Below are 16,362 nucleotides of genomic sequence, written 5' to 3'. Positions count from 1 at the left end.
ATGCAGAACCTCGGCGAGGAGGCGTTCCTGCGTGACGCCGTCGTCGCGGGGAAGGCCGAACTGTCCACCGGGCACGGGCAGAAGCCCCTGATCGACGCCGCGGACATCGCGGCGGTCGCGGTCGAGGCGCTCACCGGCAGCGGGCACGCCGGACAGACCGAGGAGTACGCCGACCATCTGGTCCGGCGCGGCTTCCCGGCGTACTTCGCGGCTCCGGACGTGCCGTCACCCCTCCCGACAGGAGCTGCCCTCCACGACCCTGCTCCTGGAGTGCACGGTGCTGCGGCTCGCTGAGAGCGGACACTCCGGAGTGGAGGCCGTCGGCATGCTGAGCCATGTCCTGCGCCGCAGGGAGGGACGACGCCGGATGAGGCGGGAGGGGCCTCAGCGGTGAAGTCGTCCGGATTTCCTCTTGTGAGAGGAGATGGCCCCCCGTTTCGCCGTCTATTAAGGTTAGGCTAACCTCTGCTGCGTGCATGTAGGTGAAGAGACCTCGGCGGCCACGCGTCCCCAAGGCCATGAACTGTCGGCCACGGGCGTCACCGTGGCGTACGAAGGCGTCGACGTCGTCCACGACGCCGCCATGACGCTGCGCCCCGGCGAAGTGACGGTCCTCGTGGGCCCCAACGGCAGCGGCAAGTCGACGCTGCTGCGCACCCTCGCGCGGCTGCAGCGACCCCGGAGCGCCACGCTCGTCATCGACGGCGACACCGACGGGCTCGCGCTGAGCCCCCGCGCGTTCTCGCGCCGTGTCGCGCTGCTCACCCAGGGCCGCCCCACACCGGGCGGCCTGACCGTGCGCGACGTCGTCGAGTTCGGCCGCTACCCCTACCGGGGCCGCTGGGGCAAGGCCGACCCGGACGGACCGGCCGCGGTCGACCGCGCCCTCGCCCTGACCGGCGTCTCCGACCTCGCAGAACGCGGCGCCGAGCACCTCTCCGGAGGCCAGCTCCAGCGCGTCTGGCTCGCCGGCTGTCTCGCCCAGGAGACGGGCGTACTGCTGCTCGACGAGCCCACCACCTACCTCGACCTGCGCTACCAGGTCGAACTCCTCGACCTCATGCGGGACCTGGCGGACGACCACGGCATCGCCGTCGGCGCCGTCCTGCACGACCTCGACCAGGCGGCGGCCGTCGCCGACCGCATCTTCCTGCTCGACGCGGGACGGATCATCGCCGACGGCGCCCCCGAGGACGTCCTCACGCCGCAGCGGCTCACCGACACGTACGGCATCCGTATCGAGGTCGACACCGATCCCGCCACCGGCCGGCTGCGCACCCGCGCCATCGGCCGCCACCACTCGCGAAGCGAAAGGCTCAGCACCACCTCATGAGACGCCTCCTCCTCACCGCGGCGGCCGCCACCACCGCGGCCCTCACCCTGACCGCCTGCGGAACCACCGAGCCCGCCGCCGACGACGCGAAGAAGAGCGACGGCGCGATCACCCTCACCGACGGCACCGGCGAGAAGGTGAAGCTGGACGGGCCCGCGAAGAAGGTCGTCGGCACCGAGTGGAACGCCGTCGAGAGCCTGATATCCCTGGGCGTCGACCCGACCGGCGTCGCCGACGTCAAGGGCTACAAGACCTGGGACACCGCCGTCCCGCTGAAGAACGACCCGAAGGACGTCGGCACGCGCGGCGAGCCGAGCATGGACTCCATCGCGTCCCTCAAGCCCGACCTCATTATTGCGACCACGGACCTGCCCGCCGCCGCCGTGAAGCAGATGCGCAAGATCGCCCCGGTCCTGAACCTGCGCCCCGCCGACGCCAAGGACCCGATCGGTCAGATGACCGAGAACCTCGACCTCCTGGCCAAGGCCACCGGCACCACCGAGCGGTCCGCGAAGCTCAAGAAGGACTTCGAGGCGAAGCTCGCCGAGGGCAGGAAGAAGCTCGCGGGCGCCGACCTCGCCGGCGCCGAACTCGCCTTCGCCGACGGCTACGACGTCTCCAACCAGGTCACGATCAGGCCCTACACCAGCGGCTCGCTCATCGGCGCCGTCAACGGCGAACTCGGCCTGAAGAACCCCTGGAAGGTCAAGGGCGACAAGGCCTACGGCCTCGGCTCCACCGACGTCGAGGGCCTCACCAAGCTCGGCGACGACGTCCACTTCGCCTACATCGGCAACGACGGCGACAAGAGCAGCACGCCGTTCACCGACGCCCTCGCCAAGGACAAGGTGTGGACGTCGCTGCCGTTCGTCAAGAAGGGCAACGTCCACCGACTGCCCGACGGCGTCTGGATGTTCGGCGGCCCCGAGTCGATGAACCAGTACGTCGACTCCCTCGTCGCCGCCCTGACGAAGTAGCGCCATGGCCGTCACCGCAACCACCCCCGCACCCCGTCCGCCGACCGTCACGTCCCGCACGGGCGCGGCCGCGGTGACGGCCGCACTGGTCCTCCTCGTCGCCGCGCTCGCGGTCGTCGACATCACTCAGGGCACGGCCGCGGTCGGCGCCCCCGAGGTCTGGAAGGCGCTCACCGGCCGGGCCGACACCGGCGACGCGTCCGTCGTCATCGCCTCCCGGCTGCCGCGCATGGCCGCGGGGCTCTTCGTCGGCGCCGTACTCGGCATGGCAGGCGCCGCCCTCCAGGCCGTCAGCCGCAACGTCCTCGCCTCGCCCGACACCCTCGCCGTCAACGCGGGCTCCTACGTGGCGCTCGCGCTGGCCGCCGCCACCGGCCTCTCCCTGCCGCTGTTCGCCACCTCCGGCATCGCCTTCGTCGGCGGCCTCGCCGCGGCGGCCGTCGTCCTCGGCCTCTCCGGACTCGGCGCGGGCACCGTCCGGCTGGTCCTCGCGGGCAGCGCCCTCACCCTGGGCCTCACCGCCGTCACCGAAGGCCTCCTCCTGCTGTTCCCCCAGGAGACGGAGGGCATCTACAAGTGGAACCAGGGCAGCATCGGGCAGAACGGCTTCGACGCCGTGCTCCAGATGGCACCCATCGGCGTCGTCGGCCTCGTCGGGCTGATCCTGCTCGCCCGCAGGGTCGACGCCCTCGCCCTCGGTGACGACGCGGCGCGCGGCGTCGGCGTGCCCGTCCGCTCCACGCGCGTCACGGCGGTCGTGCTCGCCGCGCTCCTGTCCACCGCCGCCGTCAGCCTCGCAGGACCCATCGGCTTCGTCGGCCTGTGCGCCCCGGCCCTGGTGCGGCCCCTCGCCCGCAGGTTCCGTGCGTTCACGCGGTCGCGGGCGCGCCTGCCGTTCGCGGGTCTCACCGGCGCCGCCCTGGTGCTCGGCTCCGACGTCCTACTGCGCGCCGTCGTGTCGCCGGACGCCGCCGTCGGCGTGCCGACCGGCGTCGTCACCAGCCTGGTCGGCGCCGCCTTCCTCGTCGTCATGGCCGCGCGGGTCAAGGACACGGCCGGCGCCGCCCCGGCCGACCGGCTGCGCATCAGGAGCAGGACGGTCTTCCTCACCACGACGGCCGTCCTGGTGGTCCTGGTCGTCGCCGTGGGCATCGCCGCCGTCCTGCTCGGCGACAGCAAGCTGCTCCTGGGCGACGTGGTCAACTGGGCGCAGGGGAGGGCGGGTCAGACCGTCTCCTTCGTGCTCGACACCCGCATGCCCCGTGTCGTCGCGGCTCTGCTCGCGGGCGCGGCGCTCGCCCTGGCCGGCACGCTCATCCAGGCCGTGACCCGCAACCCGCTGGCCGAACCGGGCATCCTGGGCGTCACCAACGGCGCCGCGCTGGGCGCCGTCATCCTGGTGACGACGGTGCCCCTGGCCGGCTCGTGGAGCATCGCCGCCGGCGCCTTCGCGGGCGCAGCCGTCAGCGCGGTCCTCGTCTTCGGCCTCGCCGCGCGGGGCGGCTTCCAGCAGAACCGCCTCGTCCTCGTCGGCTTCGGCGTCGCCACCGGCGCGTCCGCCGTGATCAGCCTGCTGATCATCCTCACCGACCCGTTCAACGCGACGAAGGCCCTCACCTGGCTGTCGGGCTCGACGTACGGGCGGACCCTGTCCGACTCGGTGCCCCTCGCGGCCGTCCTCGCCGTGGGCCTCGCCCTCGCGGTCGCCCGGCGCACGGAACTCGACCTCGTCTCCCTCGACGAGGACACCCCGAGGCTGCTCGGCCTGAACCTCGGCCGCGGCCGGCTCGGCTTCCTCGTCCTCAGCGTGCTGCTGAGCGCCACCGCGGTGGCCGCCGCCGGCACGATCGGCTTCGTCGGCCTCGTCGCCCCGCACGCGGCCCGCGCCCTGGTCGGCCGGCAGCACGTCCGGGTGGTGCCGGTGGCGGTGCTGCTCGGCGCGATCCTCGTCTGCACCGCCGACATGGTGGGCCGGACCGTGATCGCCCCGGCCCAGCTCGGCGCCGGCCTGATGACGGCCGTCATCGGCACGCCGTACTTCCTCTATCTGCTCGTGCGCAGCCGCCGCTGACGCCCCGTGACGACGCCCTTCCCGTCCCCACGGCACGGGAAGGGCCCGTTCCCCCATGGAACGGGCCCCGGGACGGCAGTGGGTCAGACCCGGTCGGCCGCGATGAGCACGTACTGGAAGGACCCGTCCTTGTACGAGTTGATGAACGCCTCCTCGATCCCCGTCACCAGCGAGGACGTGGCCCGCAGCTCCCAATAGGGCAGCGTGTCGGGGGTGAGGTCGATGACGGCCTGCGGCACGAGGCGGTTGTCGGCCATGGCGCGCAGGTACTCCCGGCGCGAGTGGATGTTGCACTCGAAGTGCGCGTTGATCTGGGAGACCCACTTCGAGGGCTGGCCGTACCGGGGGTTCCAGCACCCGGTGATGGTCACGTACCGGCCGCCGACCTTCAGCACGCGGGAGTGCTCGGCGAAGAGGTCGTCCAGATCGACGTACATGCTCGACTCGTTGTTCCACGAGGCCGCGGCCTGCCCGGTCTCGAAGGGCATGGCGAGCATGTTGCAGACCTGGGCGCGCACATGGTCCTGGATGCGCAGCTCACCGGCGCGCCGGTTCGCGAACTCGGCCTGCTTGGCGGAGAGCGTGACGCCTTCGACCGAGCATCCGAAGCGCTGGTGCGCCATCACCATCGAGCCGCCACGGCCGCAGCCGGCGTCCACCAGGGTGTCCTCGCGCCCGATGTCGCCGAGGTTCGATAGGAGCACCCCGGTCTGCGCCGACTCCAGCCGGTGCAGCTCGGCGATCAGCTTCTTCTCGCTCTCGCTGTCCTCGGGGTCGCCGAGCGCGGCGTGGTCGACCTCGCCGATGCCGTAGTGGTGGTGGTACAGACCGTCGACATCGCCGAGACGCAGGTTCACGGGCCTGGCCTCCCCGTCCCAATAGCGGGCGATGTCGCCCTGGTAGGGCGTCGCCGGACCGGGGATGCGCACACGGGCGTCGGTGGCGGTGAGTTCGGTGCTGGTCACAGATAAATCCATTCTCTTACCAGAAATCGGGCAGGCTGTAGCGGTACGTATTGGTCTGGTGCCAGTGGTGGTTGCCGTCGACCCAGGCGGCCACGCCCCGCAGGAAGCGCTGCACCGTCGGGAAGGGGCAGGCGGCGGCCAGGGCCGCGGCCTCGGTCTCGAAGTCGCGCATCAGGTCGTTGTGGACCTCGACGGACTTCAGATAGGCGTCCCGGTCGGAGAGGCCCTCGCGCTCGGCGATCACGACGGGCAGGTTCAGGTGCCGGCCGGGAGCGTCGAGCTCCTTGGTGTACGAGTACAGGTCGTTGACGATGGTCGTCGCGTTGCCCGCGAGCGCGATGACCTTCTGCATGGCGGCCTGGGCGTGCAGGTCCGCCGGCAGTTCGTAGCCGCCGACGGTGTCGGTGATGGTGGGGCAGGGGCGGAAGTTGTTGAACTGGCGCATCGCCAGGTACTCCCACACCTCGGGCACACGGTCCTCCTGGGCCCAGGCGGCCTCGGCGAGATAGCCCAGGTGCAGCCGCGCCATGTCGTGCCGGTACCGGTCGGTCTGGGAGGGGCTCGCGACCTGCGTGAAGTACTCCATGGCGGAGCGGTAGGCGCGCCGGGGCGCGTCCGAGTGGAGCGATGCCGCCCACGGCTCCTGGTACTCCGGCGTCGTGTACACCGGGTCGAGAGCCGTGTGGGCCAGGAGCAGCCGCTCGCCGAGGCCGTCGGGCGAGCCGCCGTGGTCCTCGCAGTAGCAGTCGTCGACCGCGTTCTCGGCGACCATCAGGCGGGTGGCGAGCATCAGATGGTCGACGGTGGGCGCGTCCGGATGGCAGACGGCCATGTAGCGGCCCACGGAGAAGCCGTCGAACTGCTCCTCCCAGTCGTCGGGGAACAGCGAGACCTCGTCCACCGCCCACGACTTGATCCGCCGGCTGACCTCCTCGACCCGCGCCGGATCGGGCTCCGGCACCGGATGGAAGTAGAGGCCGGGGATCGGCCGGCCCTGCGCGACCCCACCGGGCGAGGGCGCCGGCGGTTCCTGCGGCAGGACCAGCCGCAGGCCCGCCGTGCCCAGGCCGGTGGGACCGGCCAGGACCCGGGCCAGGTCGGCGCCCGCGGAGGGCGCGGGCAGATCCGTGACGGGTCCCGCGGCCTGCGCGGGCACGGAGACCGGGACGGGTGGTTCGGGTACGGGCACCGCGCGTGGCGGCTCGGGCACGGAGATCGCGGTGGATGGTTCGGTCACCGCGACCGCGCTCGGCGGTTCGGACACCGCGACCGCGACGGGTGGTTCGGGTGGCGTCGACGGACAGGGCGGGCCGCCGGTCGCGGCCCGGATGTCGCACGCGCGCGCCGCGGCGTCCGCCAGGACCTGCGCCCCGAAACGGGCGGCTGCCTCGGGCACGCTCGACTGCGGCGGTGCCTGATCGGGCACGGGCATCGATGGCTCCTCGGTGGGGTGGACTACTGGGGCCAGCGGGCGATCTGCACGTTCTCCAGTACGCCGACCGCGTCCGGCACGAGGATCGCGGCGGAGTAGTAGGTGCTGACGAGGTAGGAGGTGATCGCCTTCTCGTCGAGGCCCATGAACCGCACCGACAGACCCGGTTCGTACTCGTCCGGCAGGCCGGTCTGGTGCAGACCGATGACGCCCTGGTTGTCCTCGCCGGTACGCATGCACAGGATCGAGCTGGTCTTCTCCTGCGTCACCGGGATCTTGTTGCAGGGCAGGATCGGTACGCCGCGCCAGGCAGGGACCTGCTGGCCGCCGAGGTCGACGTGGTCGGGGTAGATGCCGCGCGCGTTGAACTCGCGCCCGATCGCCGCGATCGTCCTGGGGTGCGCGAGGAAGAACTTGGAGCCGCGCCGACGGCAGAGCAGCTCGTCCATGTCGTCCGGGGTCGGCGGACCGGCGTGCGGCTGGAGGCGCTGCTTGAAGTCGGCGTTGTGGAGCAGGCCGAACTCCCGGTTGTTGATGAGCTCGTGCTCCTGGCGCTCCCGCAACGCCTCGATGGTGAGCCTCAGTTGCTCCTTGGTCTGGTTCATCGGGCCGTTGTAGAGGTCGGCGACCCTGGTGTGGATCCGCAGGATGGTCTGCGCGGCGGAGAGTTCGTACTCGCGGGGGTTCAGTTCGTAGTCGACGAACGCGCCGGGCAGCTCCTGCTCGCCGGTGTGGCCGGCCGACATCGCGATCTCCGCCTCGCCGCGGTGGTTCTGCCGCCGCTGGGAGCGCGCGGTGAACTCGTCGAGGTGGGCGCGGAGGTCGGGGGACGTGTCCACCACCGCGGCGAAGTCGGCGCGCGACAGGGTGAGGAGGGTGCCTGCCGTCTCGGCGGTGGCGTTCTGCTCCCACCGGGCGTCCTCGTCCAGGAGGGCGTTCTCGCCGAACAGGTCGCCGTCGGCGAGGACGTCCAGATCGATCTCGTCGCCGTAACTGCCCACGGAGGTCTGGCTGATCCGCCCGTGGGCGATCAGGTGGAGCTGGTCGGCGGGCGTGCCGCGCACCACGAGGGTCTCGCCGGCCCGGAAGTCGCGCTGGACGCACCGGTCGGCGAGGGCGCCGAGCACCTCCACGTCGTCGAAGCCGCGCAGCAGGGCCAGTTCGCCGAGCTCCCGGGGGATCACCCGCACGCTGGCGCCGTCCTGCACGAACTCCACGGTTCCGTCGCCCACGGTGTAGCTCAGGCGGCGGTTGACCCGGTAGACACCGCCTTTGGTCTCCACCCAGGGCAGCATCCGCAGCAGCCACCGCGAGGTGATCTCCTGCATCTGCGGTGCGGACTTGGTCGTACTGGCGAGGTTGCGGGCGGCCGCGGTGCCCAGGCTGGACTGCCGGGGCGGCTCCACGCGGGCTTCCGGGCTCGAGTCAACGGTCATCGGGCGAGCTCTCCTTGCTCAGGTCGGTGACGCCCGTATGAGGACGTCATCGGGCAACAGGAGTAAAAGGGCTTATTTAAACGGGAATCCGGTCAGATCCAGGGGAACATTAGTGGCGGGCTCGCCCCGCGGACCAAGGAAAACCGGTGACATTAACTCGATACGATGATCGCGCCCGTGCGATGTTTGCCCGGGTACCGACGGAATCGAGTCGGGCTCGCCGGGGCGTCGCGCCGTGCCACCGGCGCTTTCTCGTGGTGGGGCGTCACAAACGCGACAGAACTCGCTCGGACCGGGGCGCTGCCGGGGTCATACTCCGATGTTCCACCGTCGCGGACTCGCGGGCCTGCGGACTCGTCCGGCCCACAGGCTCAGGGTCTTGCCGAGAGGAGCGGGACCGCCATGACCGAGGAAGCGCAGAGTCCGCCGTCCGGGGCCCGTTGGGAACGGGCCGTCGTCGTCGGCGGCGGATACGCCGGGCTGGTCACCGCACGGGTCCTGGCCGACCACTTCGCCGAAGTGCTCGTCCTGGAGCGCGACCCCGTGCGTCCCGACACCGGAGTGCATCCCCATGTCCCGCAGGGCTACCACGCGCACGCGCTGCTCGCCCGGGGCGGCGACGCGCTGGAGGTCCTCTTCCCCGGCCTGCGCGCGGAGCTCGCCGAACTGGGCGCGCCCGTCTTCGACTACGGCGAGCGGATGAGCTTCCTGCTCCCGACCGGCTACGCGCCGACCGACCCGGTCGGCATTCCCGTCCAGACCTTCACGCGCGACGAGCTCGAACGGCGCCTGCGGCAGCGGGTGTCGGCGCTCCCGGCGGTGCGGATGCTCCCCGCGACGCGCTGCGAGACGGTGACGGGCAGCGCACCCGACCGCCTGGACCGGGTGCGCTACCGCACCGAGGGCGCCGACGCATCCGTCGACGTCCCCGCCGACCTGGTCGTCGACGCCTCGGGCCGCTCCACCCCGGTCGACCGGTGGCTCGCCGACGCGGGGCTCCCGGCGTCCGCCCCGGCCGTGGTGAAGGCGAAGATCACCTATACGTCCGCGTGCTACGAACGTCCGCCGCGGGACCCGCAGGACTTCGACATCGCGTACCAGATGGCCTTCGCGCCCGGCGTCCCGCGCGGCGGAGTCGTGCTGGCCGTGGAGCACGATCGCTGGATGTGCTCGCTGTTCGGCGTCGACCGGCACGTCCCGCCCACCGACGACGAGGGCTATCTCGAATTCGCCCGCACGCTCGGCAATCCCCGCATCGCCGAACAGATCAAGCGCGGCACCCGGCAGGGGGAGATCCACCGCTACACCAACCCCGGCAACGAGTGGCGCCTGCACCACAAGAACCCCCGCTGGCCCGAACGCCTGATCGCGGTCGGCGACGCGCTCTGCGTCTTCAACCCGGTGTACGGGCAGGGGCTCACGGTCGCCGCGCTCGAAGCGGAGCTGCTCGGCGGGTTGCTGAGCCGCTGCCGGGCCGGCGCGGCCGGACTCGACGGCCTCAGCCGGGCCTACCAGCGCGGCGCGGCCCGCGTGATCCAGGTCCCCTGGACCCTGGCGACGAGCTCGGACCTCATGTGGGCGCCCGACGGACAGCCGCTCTCCGCGCGCTTCGCCCACTGGTACAACCGCCACGTCTTCGCGCTCGCCGTGCGCGAACCGGATGTGTGGGCCCGTTTCGTACGGGTGTTGAACATGACGGACCCGCCCTCGCTGCTGTTCCGCCCGGCGGTCCTGGTGAAGGTGGCGCGGCGCGCGCTCACCCGCCGCGCGGGCCGCGACGCCGTGAACTGAAAGGGTGCGAAGTCGAGTTGACGTACGCTGTAGTTGTTCTAGTTGAATGCGAACAACTATAAGAGGTGGGGAAGCCGGATGACTGCCTTCCGCAGGGGAGCCCTGACGGCCGTGCCGTTCGTCGTCGCCGTCGTCGCGTACGTCGGTGTCTTCCTGGCGCACTACGACCGGTTGCCCGACCGGATCGCCACCCATTTCTCGGGAGGCGGCACGGCCGACGACTTCATGAGCCGCACCACGGCACTGTGGTTCGGCGCCGGAATGCTCGCCGGCCTCGGCCTGCTGTTCTCCGTCCTGGCCCTGAGCGCCAAGGAGCCGACGCAGGCGAGGACGGCCGTCGCGATCGGCGCGGGCACGGCCGCCACCGTCGCCTACCCGTTGATCGTGACCGTCCTCGCCAACGCGGACACCACCGACCCGGCCGGGGTGCGGATGCCGTTGTGGCACCTGGCGGTGCTGGTGCTCGCGGGCCTGGCCGCAGGCGCCCTGGCCTGGTGGCTGATCGGGCGGGGCCCCCGCCCCGCCCCCGCGCCGTCGGCGCCCCCGCTGCCCCTGGCCGACGGCGAGGCGGCGGTCTGGAGCCGCCCGATGACCTCGCGCGCGCTGCTGTTCGCCGCCGCGGCCGTCGTGGTGGGCGGGGCAGTCGGCGCGGTGTTCGGCTCCTGGTGGGCGGGGGTGCTCGTGCTGCTCCTCGGACTGGCCTGCGTCGCGTCGGCCAGGATCCGGGTCACCGTCGACCGGCGCGGACTCACCGTCGCCTCGACGGTGCTGCCCCGGCCGCGCCTGGCCCTGCCGCTCGGCCGCATCGTCGACGCGGGCAGCGTCCAGGTCGACGCCATGGGCGACTTCGGCGGCTGGGGCTATCGGATACGCCCGAACCGGCGGGGCGTGGTGCTGCGTTCGGGGGAGGCGCTCTCGGTCCGTACGGTGGGCGGCCGTGAGTACGTCGTGACCGTCGACGATTCGGCCACCGCCGCCTCGCTGCTCAACGGCCTGGTGGACCGTCATGGCGCGAAGGGAGACTAGCGATGCTGTTCCGGGTGCTCCCCGGCTCTCCCGTGCCGCTGGGCGAGCAGATCGCCGCCTGCGTTCGGGGAGCGATCGCCGACGGCTCGGCGGCTCCCGGCGAGCGGCTGCCGTCCGCCCGAGAGGTCGCCGAGTCGCTGGGCGTCAACGTCCACACGGTGCTGCGCGGCTACCAGCGGCTGCGGGACGAGGGGCTGATCGAGCTGCGCCGCGGCCGGGGCGCGGTGATCACGGCGGCGCGGGGCGCCGCGGACCGGGCCCGCCTCACCGATGCGGTGCACGGCCTCATCGCGCAGGCGCGCGAACTCGGCCTCACGGACCAGGAGTTCCTGACGCTCGTCCGAAGCGGCCTGGCCATGGCACCCGGCACCGCCTCACCCGCCTCCGGGGGGTGACGCGGCGTGCCGCCGGTGATCCGGCGGTGGCGAGGGAGATCTCGGTCGACCTGATCAGCAGGCTCATGGAGACGTGCCTCACGGAGTAGAGGACGAGCTGTCGGGCGCTGGGCCCGCAGTGCTGTGCCGAACACGCTCATGCCGCGAAACAGGCGCGCCGCGCAGGCTGTGGCATCCGCGGGCCCACCGGCCCGATCCGCCTCGCACAGGGCGACCACCGGCGCGGACGAGCCGGCTTCGCGCTTGTGGAAGGCGCCGGGCTTGACCCCGTGAACGGCGGCGGTGATCGTTGGTGCTTGCCGGTGTGCACTCCGGCCGACCGCGACCCCGACCCCGTCGAAGTGATCTCGACCGTGGCCCTCGGCGCCGGTCGGTCCCGGCCCCGAGAGAGGGATCGCTCACCGGCGCCGGCACAAGGAAGGAAGACCCGTCATTCCCACCACGACGCTGCAGATCCCCACCCCGGACGGCCAGGCCGACGCCTTCGCCGCCTTCCCCGACGACGGCGGGCGCCACCCGGGCGTGCTGATGTACATGGACGCCTTCGGCGTGCGCCCCGTGCTCCAGGAGATGGCCCGCGAACTGGCCGGGCACGGGTACTACGTACTCCTCCCCAACGTCTACTACCGACAGGGCCCGACCCCGGTCGTCGAACTCCCCGAGCACATCGGAGAAGAGGCCAGGCCCGGGATCTTCGCGCAGGTGATGCCTCTGATCGAGGCGCACACCGCCGAACGCGCCCTGAGTGACGCCGACGCCTACCTCCGGTTCCTCACGTCCCGGCCCGAGGTGAGCGACGGGCCGGTCGCCGCGATCGGCTACTGCATGGGCGCGGTCCTCGCGATGCGCACCGCGACGGCCCACCCCGATCAGGTGGCCGCCGTCGCGGGGTTCCACCCCGGCCAACTCGTCACCGACGCACCCGACAGTCCGCACCACTCCGTCCCCCGGCTCACCGCCGAGGTCCATCTCGGCCTCGCCGAGAACGACATGACGCCGGAGGTGATGAGCACGTTCAACAAGGCGCTGGACGCCGCGGGCGTCGGCTACACCAACGAGGTCTATCCGGGCACGGTCCACGGCTTCACCATGGCCGACACCGAGGCCTTCGACGCCGAGGCGCTGCGGCGCCACTGGGACCGGCTGCTCCCGCTCCTCGGACGCACCCTGAACGGCGGCTGAATCACGGGTTCCGCCCGCTGTTCGTCCACCTGTTCCCCAGCCGTCGCGAACGTATGACCGGAACGTCAACACAGCGCACGGAAACGGCGAATGAGACGTGTACGCAGGGCGTCGTGCGGAGCACTATGGGAGCAACGACGTCGGTACGCCGTCCCTTTTCCGGTGACGGCGTGCCGACGCGGACGACAGGGCGACCCACGACGGGACCTGGGGGAGCACAACATGACAGACGTCTCCGATGCGGCCGTGGAACGGCTGGCCGCACCCACGATCGACGAGGCGGTGGGCAGCGCCGTGGTGGTGCCCGACGGCACCCCGCAACTCGTCGTCCGCGTCGAGCCGTACGCGGGAATGAGCGGTGGAGACCAGGTGCAGCTGCGCTGGGACACCGGAGTGCTGCGCACCTCACGGATCGAGACACACGTCGTCGACACCGCCGAAGTGGGCCAGACGACCCTCTTCACGATCCCGCACCCCAGGCCGGGCTCCGCCCGGGTGAGCTACCTCATCAGCCGTACCACCGGCGAATGGCGGGCCTCGGAGCGGCTGGACATCACCCTTCAGGGGGACGGCGCGGGCCCGCCCCGCCGACGAGCGACCTGACGCCGCGTGCGTCACGCCCGGCGGTCACCCGGCAAGCCCCTTGATCGCATCCCGATGCCATTCGGATGCCTCAGCCGAGGGATTCCGATCATTTGCGGCCTTCCGGCCCGTCGCCCGCGTCGAGGGCAGCACCATGAGCACATGACCGACGACTGGAAGCGGCACCTGGCCCGGCTCCACGCAGGTCTGGTGGACCGGGACGATCCCGCCGAGCTGGTGGCGGAGTCCGACGCGGTGGACGCCTCGGTGCGCTATCCGCATCTGGCGCTGCGCGGACCGGTCTTCGGACTCGCGGTGCGGGACCCCGCGGCCGACGCGGCGTGGCGGGTGCTGAAACCGGTGGTGGACGGCACGCCCCAGCAGGTCCGCGACGCGCTCAACTCCCACCTGTGGTTCCGGGCCAAGGACGAGACCGACGACCCCGGCGAGCGCCGGCAACTCCTCGCGGCGGTCGCCGTGCTCGAACGCGAGCCGGTCGACGAGCTGGAGGTGCGGGGTACCCGCTACCGCGTGGTGCGCGGGGACGAGTTCGCGCGGATCGGCGAGGACGGCCTGGAGCCACCCCGGCCCACCGACCGGGAGGCGGCGGACCGCTCCTGGACCATGCCCCGACGGGCCACCAGGTCCTGCGACGCCGATTGCGTGCTCGGCCCCGACGCGTCCCCGGCGAGCCCGATGACCGGCGCCCTGCTGGCGGCGCTGCGGGGCTTCGCGTACAGCGGGGCCCGATTCCCGGACGACGTGTGCACCGACTCCCGGCGGGCCGTGGCCACCCACCCCGACGTCGTGCTGCTGCCGGTCGGCTTCGGGGTGGCCGAGCGCGACGAGGAGGGCTGGCAGCCGCTCAGCACGCTCAGGCCCACCCCGCACGAGGCCCGGCGGACGCTGTACAGCGCGATGACCGAGACCTGGCCGCTGCTGTACGAGTTCGACGCCGCCCGCAAGGCCGCGTACGCGCGCGCCGCGGACCGCTTCAAGGCCGCGGGGCGCGCCAACGAAGTACGCGTGGGCAAGCGCCTGTTCCGTATCTGCCGCATCCAGCGCCTGGTCCGCCTGGGCCCCGACGGTCCGGAGCCGCCCCGCCCCAGTGACCAGGACACATACGGCCCGACGAAGATGCACCCGACCATGGACGAGGACGGCACCATTCACCAGTGAGGCCGATCCGTCCGGCCCCGCGCGGTCAGCTCAGGCGAGCTGATAGGCGCGGAGCCCGGTGAGGAGCAGGTGACAGTCCTTGAGCGAGCCCGAACTGTCGCCCAGGGAACGGTAGATGCCCCACTTGGGCCGGACCCGGTCGGCGAGGAAGGTGTCGACCCCGGACTTCGACTCGTCGATCACCGTGCTGCCGCCGCTCTTGAGGATCCAGCGTACGGAGCCCGACGACGCGTCACCGATCGTGATCCGGAAATCGACGTCGGTCCACTTGTCGTGCAGCGGCGACAGCGCGGTGCGGCCGACGAGCGTGTCCGAGCCGAACACCTTCAGCTCGATGGTCTGCACCCCGTCCACCCGCCGCAGCGACTGCACGACGATCGGTGACGTGCCCTGGCCCGGCTGCTTCATCTGCATGATGTGCGTGAACGTGCTGGTCGCCCGCAGGGACTGAGGGATGTACATGGAGTACGTCAGCCGCCAGGTCTGGCCCGGCAGCCAGCGCAGGAAGGAGTCGCCGTCGCGGCACCCGGTGACCTCCTGCCGCTGCCGGTCGCCCGCGGTGTCCCGGTCCACCGTGTGCATCGTGAAGCGCCAGTTGTCACCGTCGGTGCGGATGTGCGGCTTCGCCGCGGGATGGGAGTTCGCACGGTCGTCCTCGACGGTCTCCCAGGCCCGCATGCCGTCGCCGCGGGCGGTCGGCGACCAGCGCAGCCGCCATTCGGCGGCGGGCGCGGCGGGTGCGGTGATGCCGGAGAGGGCCGAGGCGGTCCCGGGAAGCGCGGCCGCCGCCGCGCCGCCGAGCGCCGCGCCCAGAAGTCCTCTGCGGGACGCGCCCCTTTGCTGCGTACCGCCCTGGAATCCACTCATCTCCCGCTGCCTCCTCATGGCTGGCTGGTCCTTCATGACGCGTGCCGCCGCTCACGCTCGTGTGTTCACGTGAATGAACGGTGTTCGCAAGTGTGGTACAGAGTCCCGTCATGACCGTGCATCGTCAATGGGGCGGAGCGAGGTGTGGTGGGGCGGGTGGGGCGGTATCGAGTCAATTCCGTTGCGGTGCGGGCACGGTGGCGCACGATGCGGACAGTGCGGCGTCGTACGTGAGGGACACTTCAGGATCAATCCCCGAATCGCCGTACCCTCAGGAGGTCCCATGACCGATCGCACGGAATCGATCGAATCGATGGAGCAGCTGGCCGCGGGCTGGCGCACCCTGGTGCTCGACCGCGACGCGGACGCGGACGTGCGGGACCTGCCGGGCATCGCCGTGCGCTGGGCCGACTGCCGGTTCGCCTTCTGGAACTGCCTCACGCTGACCGATGTCGACGCGGGCCCGGAACTCGTCGAGGAGCGCCTGCGCCGGGCCGCGGACATCATGCGCGCGAAGCGGCACCCCGGATTCCTCTGGCTCTTCGAGGGCCTCCTCGGCGACGAGGCGCGGGAGCAGTTGGAGGCGGCGGCCGACAAGGCGGGCCTCGCGTACGCCTTTCCCGGCACCGGCATGGCAGGGGACTTCCTGCCGATCCCCGACCCGGTCCACCCCGACCTGACGTTCGAGCGGGTGACCACCGACGACCAGCTGCGGGCGTACGCGGATCTGAACTCGCGCGCCTACGGCTTCCCGCTGGAGGACGGCCGTGACGGGCTCCTCGGGTCGGCCCTGTGGAAGGAAGGCGTGCACGCCTATCTGGGTGTACGGGACGGCGTCCCCGTGACCTGTGCCGCCACCGTCGAGACGGACGGCCGCCTCTTCGTCGTGCTCGTCGCCACGGACCCGGAGTGGGAACGACGGGGCTACGGCGAGGCGGTGACCCGCAAGGCGCTCCACGAGGGTGCCCGCGCCACGGGTCTGACCCGCGCCACCCTGCACGCGACGGCGGCGGGCGCGCCGGTGTATCCGCGGATCGGCTTCCGGCCAAACTCGCCGGTGCACTTCTACACGCTGAAGAGCGACTGACGAGCCACGGAAGCGCGACTCAAGGATCACGGTGATGGA

Annotated in this window: 15 protein-coding genes; 11 read left to right on the top strand and 4 right to left on the bottom strand. The window is 71.8% G+C overall.

All coding sequences use genetic code 11. The annotated features are described in order from the left end of the window. The 4 genes from AB0L89_RS28815 to AB0L89_RS28800 all read left to right on the top strand — a co-directional run bounded on the left by AB0L89_RS28815 (nucleotide 1) and on the right by AB0L89_RS28800 (nucleotide 4,381). On the top strand, nucleotides 1-294 hold the full coding sequence (locus AB0L89_RS28815; RefSeq protein WP_365146936.1) for a hypothetical protein: 294 nt from the start codon (nucleotides 1-3) through the stop codon (nucleotides 292-294). 178 nt (nucleotides 295-472) lie between these two features. Next, a complete protein-coding gene (locus tag AB0L89_RS28810; protein ID WP_365146933.1) occupies nucleotides 473-1,333 on the top strand; it encodes an ABC transporter ATP-binding protein in 861 nt (286 codons plus the stop codon). After that, the gene (locus tag AB0L89_RS28805) at nucleotides 1,330-2,310 is read left to right on the top strand and encodes an iron-siderophore ABC transporter substrate-binding protein (RefSeq protein WP_365146930.1); all 981 of its coding nucleotides are present in this window, start codon (nucleotides 1,330-1,332) and stop codon (nucleotides 2,308-2,310) included. The genes AB0L89_RS28810 and AB0L89_RS28805 overlap by 4 nt, the downstream gene beginning before the upstream one ends. Nucleotides 2,311-2,314: 4 nt before the next feature. Then, complete coding sequence (locus AB0L89_RS28800) at nucleotides 2,315-4,381, top strand: iron ABC transporter permease (protein WP_365146927.1); 2,067 nt, start codon at nucleotides 2,315-2,317, stop codon at nucleotides 4,379-4,381. Between the two features lie 83 nt (nucleotides 4,382-4,464). Here AB0L89_RS28800 and AB0L89_RS28795 read toward each other — a convergent pair whose 3' ends face one another. The 3 genes from AB0L89_RS28795 to AB0L89_RS28785 are packed head-to-tail and all read right to left on the bottom strand — an operon-like array spanning nucleotide 4,465 to nucleotide 8,214. After that, nucleotides 4,465-5,358 carry a geranyl diphosphate 2-C-methyltransferase gene (locus tag AB0L89_RS28795; RefSeq protein WP_365146924.1) on the bottom strand — a complete coding sequence of 298 codons (894 nt, stop codon included), beginning with the start codon at nucleotides 5,356-5,358 and terminating at the stop codon, nucleotides 4,465-4,467. Nucleotides 5,359-5,362: 4 nt separating this feature from the next. Beyond that, nucleotides 5,363-6,778 (bottom strand): family 2 encapsulin nanocompartment cargo protein terpene cyclase, encoded by a 1,416-nt coding sequence (locus AB0L89_RS28790; protein ID WP_365146921.1) that lies wholly within the window; start codon nucleotides 6,776-6,778, stop codon nucleotides 5,363-5,365. Between the two features lie 23 nt (nucleotides 6,779-6,801). Continuing rightward, nucleotides 6,802-8,214, bottom strand: a complete 1,413-nt coding sequence (locus AB0L89_RS28785) for a family 2B encapsulin nanocompartment shell protein (protein ID WP_365146918.1) — start codon at nucleotides 8,212-8,214, stop codon at nucleotides 6,802-6,804. A 402-nt stretch (nucleotides 8,215-8,616) separates the two neighbouring features. Here AB0L89_RS28785 and AB0L89_RS28780 point away from each other — a divergent pair, with 402 nt between their 5' ends. The 6 genes from AB0L89_RS28780 (at nucleotide 8,617) to AB0L89_RS28755 (ending at nucleotide 14,369) form a co-directional block, all read left to right on the top strand. After that, the gene (locus AB0L89_RS28780; RefSeq protein WP_365146915.1) at nucleotides 8,617-10,005 is read left to right on the top strand and encodes an FAD-dependent monooxygenase; all 1,389 of its coding nucleotides are present in this window, start codon (nucleotides 8,617-8,619) and stop codon (nucleotides 10,003-10,005) included. Nucleotides 10,006-10,083: 78 nt separating this feature from the next. Further along, on the top strand, nucleotides 10,084-11,031 hold the full coding sequence (locus tag AB0L89_RS28775) for a DUF1648 domain-containing protein (protein WP_365146912.1): 948 nt from the start codon (nucleotides 10,084-10,086) through the stop codon (nucleotides 11,029-11,031). Between the two features lie 2 nt (nucleotides 11,032-11,033). Further along, nucleotides 11,034-11,426: a GntR family transcriptional regulator gene (locus AB0L89_RS28770; protein WP_365146909.1), complete on the top strand. Its 393-nt coding sequence runs from the start codon at nucleotides 11,034-11,036 to the stop codon at nucleotides 11,424-11,426. Between the two features lie 432 nt (nucleotides 11,427-11,858). After that, entirely contained in the window at nucleotides 11,859-12,608 is a 750-nt protein-coding gene (locus AB0L89_RS28765; protein WP_365147249.1) for a dienelactone hydrolase family protein, read from the top strand. Between the two features lie 222 nt (nucleotides 12,609-12,830). After that, the gene (locus AB0L89_RS28760; protein WP_365146906.1) at nucleotides 12,831-13,211 is read left to right on the top strand and encodes a hypothetical protein; all 381 of its coding nucleotides are present in this window, start codon (nucleotides 12,831-12,833) and stop codon (nucleotides 13,209-13,211) included. A 141-nt stretch (nucleotides 13,212-13,352) separates the two neighbouring features. Beyond that, complete coding sequence (locus tag AB0L89_RS28755; protein WP_365146903.1) at nucleotides 13,353-14,369, top strand: DUF5954 family protein; 1,017 nt, start codon at nucleotides 13,353-13,355, stop codon at nucleotides 14,367-14,369. A gap of 30 nt (nucleotides 14,370-14,399) precedes the next feature. Here the strand turns inward: AB0L89_RS28755 and AB0L89_RS28750 are convergent, their stop codons facing one another. Further along, nucleotides 14,400-15,236 (bottom strand): Tat pathway signal sequence domain protein, encoded by an 837-nt coding sequence (locus AB0L89_RS28750; protein ID WP_365146900.1) that lies wholly within the window; start codon nucleotides 15,234-15,236, stop codon nucleotides 14,400-14,402. A gap of 283 nt (nucleotides 15,237-15,519) precedes the next feature. On the opposite strand from AB0L89_RS28750, the gene AB0L89_RS28745 reads away from it, so the two are divergent. After that, nucleotides 15,520-16,323, top strand: coding sequence for a GNAT family N-acetyltransferase (locus AB0L89_RS28745; RefSeq protein WP_365146897.1), 804 nt, complete (start codon nucleotides 15,520-15,522; stop codon nucleotides 16,321-16,323). The last annotated feature ends 39 nt before the right edge of the window (nucleotides 16,324-16,362 follow it).

The sequence above is a fragment of the Streptomyces sp. NPDC052114 genome (assembly GCF_040680155.1).
Lineage (GTDB): Bacteria > Actinomycetota > Actinomycetes > Streptomycetales > Streptomycetaceae > Streptomyces.
This window is presented reverse-complemented; position numbering and strand designations above follow the sequence as displayed.

What these genes read in the sequence shown, in the direction of transcription:
- AB0L89_RS28775 (WP_365146912.1), top strand. Translation starts at nt 10,084, where the DNA reads ATGACTGCCTTCCGCAGGGGAGCCCTGACGGCCGTGCCGTTCGTCGTC.
- AB0L89_RS28755 (WP_365146903.1), top strand. Translation starts at nt 13,353, where the DNA reads ATGACCGACGACTGGAAGCGGCACCTGGCCCGGCTCCACGCAGGTCTG.
- AB0L89_RS28805 (WP_365146930.1), top strand. Translation starts at nt 1,330, where the DNA reads ATGAGACGCCTCCTCCTCACCGCGGCGGCCGCCACCACCGCGGCCCTC.
- AB0L89_RS28750 (WP_365146900.1), bottom strand. Translation starts at nt 15,236, where the DNA reads ATGAGTGGATTCCAGGGCGGTACGCAGCAAAGGGGCGCGTCCCGCAGA.
- AB0L89_RS28790 (WP_365146921.1), bottom strand. Translation starts at nt 6,778, where the DNA reads ATGCCCGTGCCCGATCAGGCACCGCCGCAGTCGAGCGTGCCCGAGGCA.
- AB0L89_RS28815 (WP_365146936.1), top strand. Translation starts at nt 1, where the DNA reads ATGCAGAACCTCGGCGAGGAGGCGTTCCTGCGTGACGCCGTCGTCGCG.
- AB0L89_RS28795 (WP_365146924.1), bottom strand. Translation starts at nt 5,358, where the DNA reads ATGGATTTATCTGTGACCAGCACCGAACTCACCGCCACCGACGCCCGT.
- AB0L89_RS28780 (WP_365146915.1), top strand. Translation starts at nt 8,617, where the DNA reads ATGACCGAGGAAGCGCAGAGTCCGCCGTCCGGGGCCCGTTGGGAACGG.
- AB0L89_RS28800 (WP_365146927.1), top strand. Translation starts at nt 2,315, where the DNA reads ATGGCCGTCACCGCAACCACCCCCGCACCCCGTCCGCCGACCGTCACG.
- AB0L89_RS28760 (WP_365146906.1), top strand. Translation starts at nt 12,831, where the DNA reads ATGACAGACGTCTCCGATGCGGCCGTGGAACGGCTGGCCGCACCCACG.
- AB0L89_RS28770 (WP_365146909.1), top strand. Translation starts at nt 11,034, where the DNA reads ATGCTGTTCCGGGTGCTCCCCGGCTCTCCCGTGCCGCTGGGCGAGCAG.
- AB0L89_RS28785 (WP_365146918.1), bottom strand. Translation starts at nt 8,214, where the DNA reads ATGACCGTTGACTCGAGCCCGGAAGCCCGCGTGGAGCCGCCCCGGCAG.
- AB0L89_RS28745 (WP_365146897.1), top strand. Translation starts at nt 15,520, where the DNA reads ATGACCGATCGCACGGAATCGATCGAATCGATGGAGCAGCTGGCCGCG.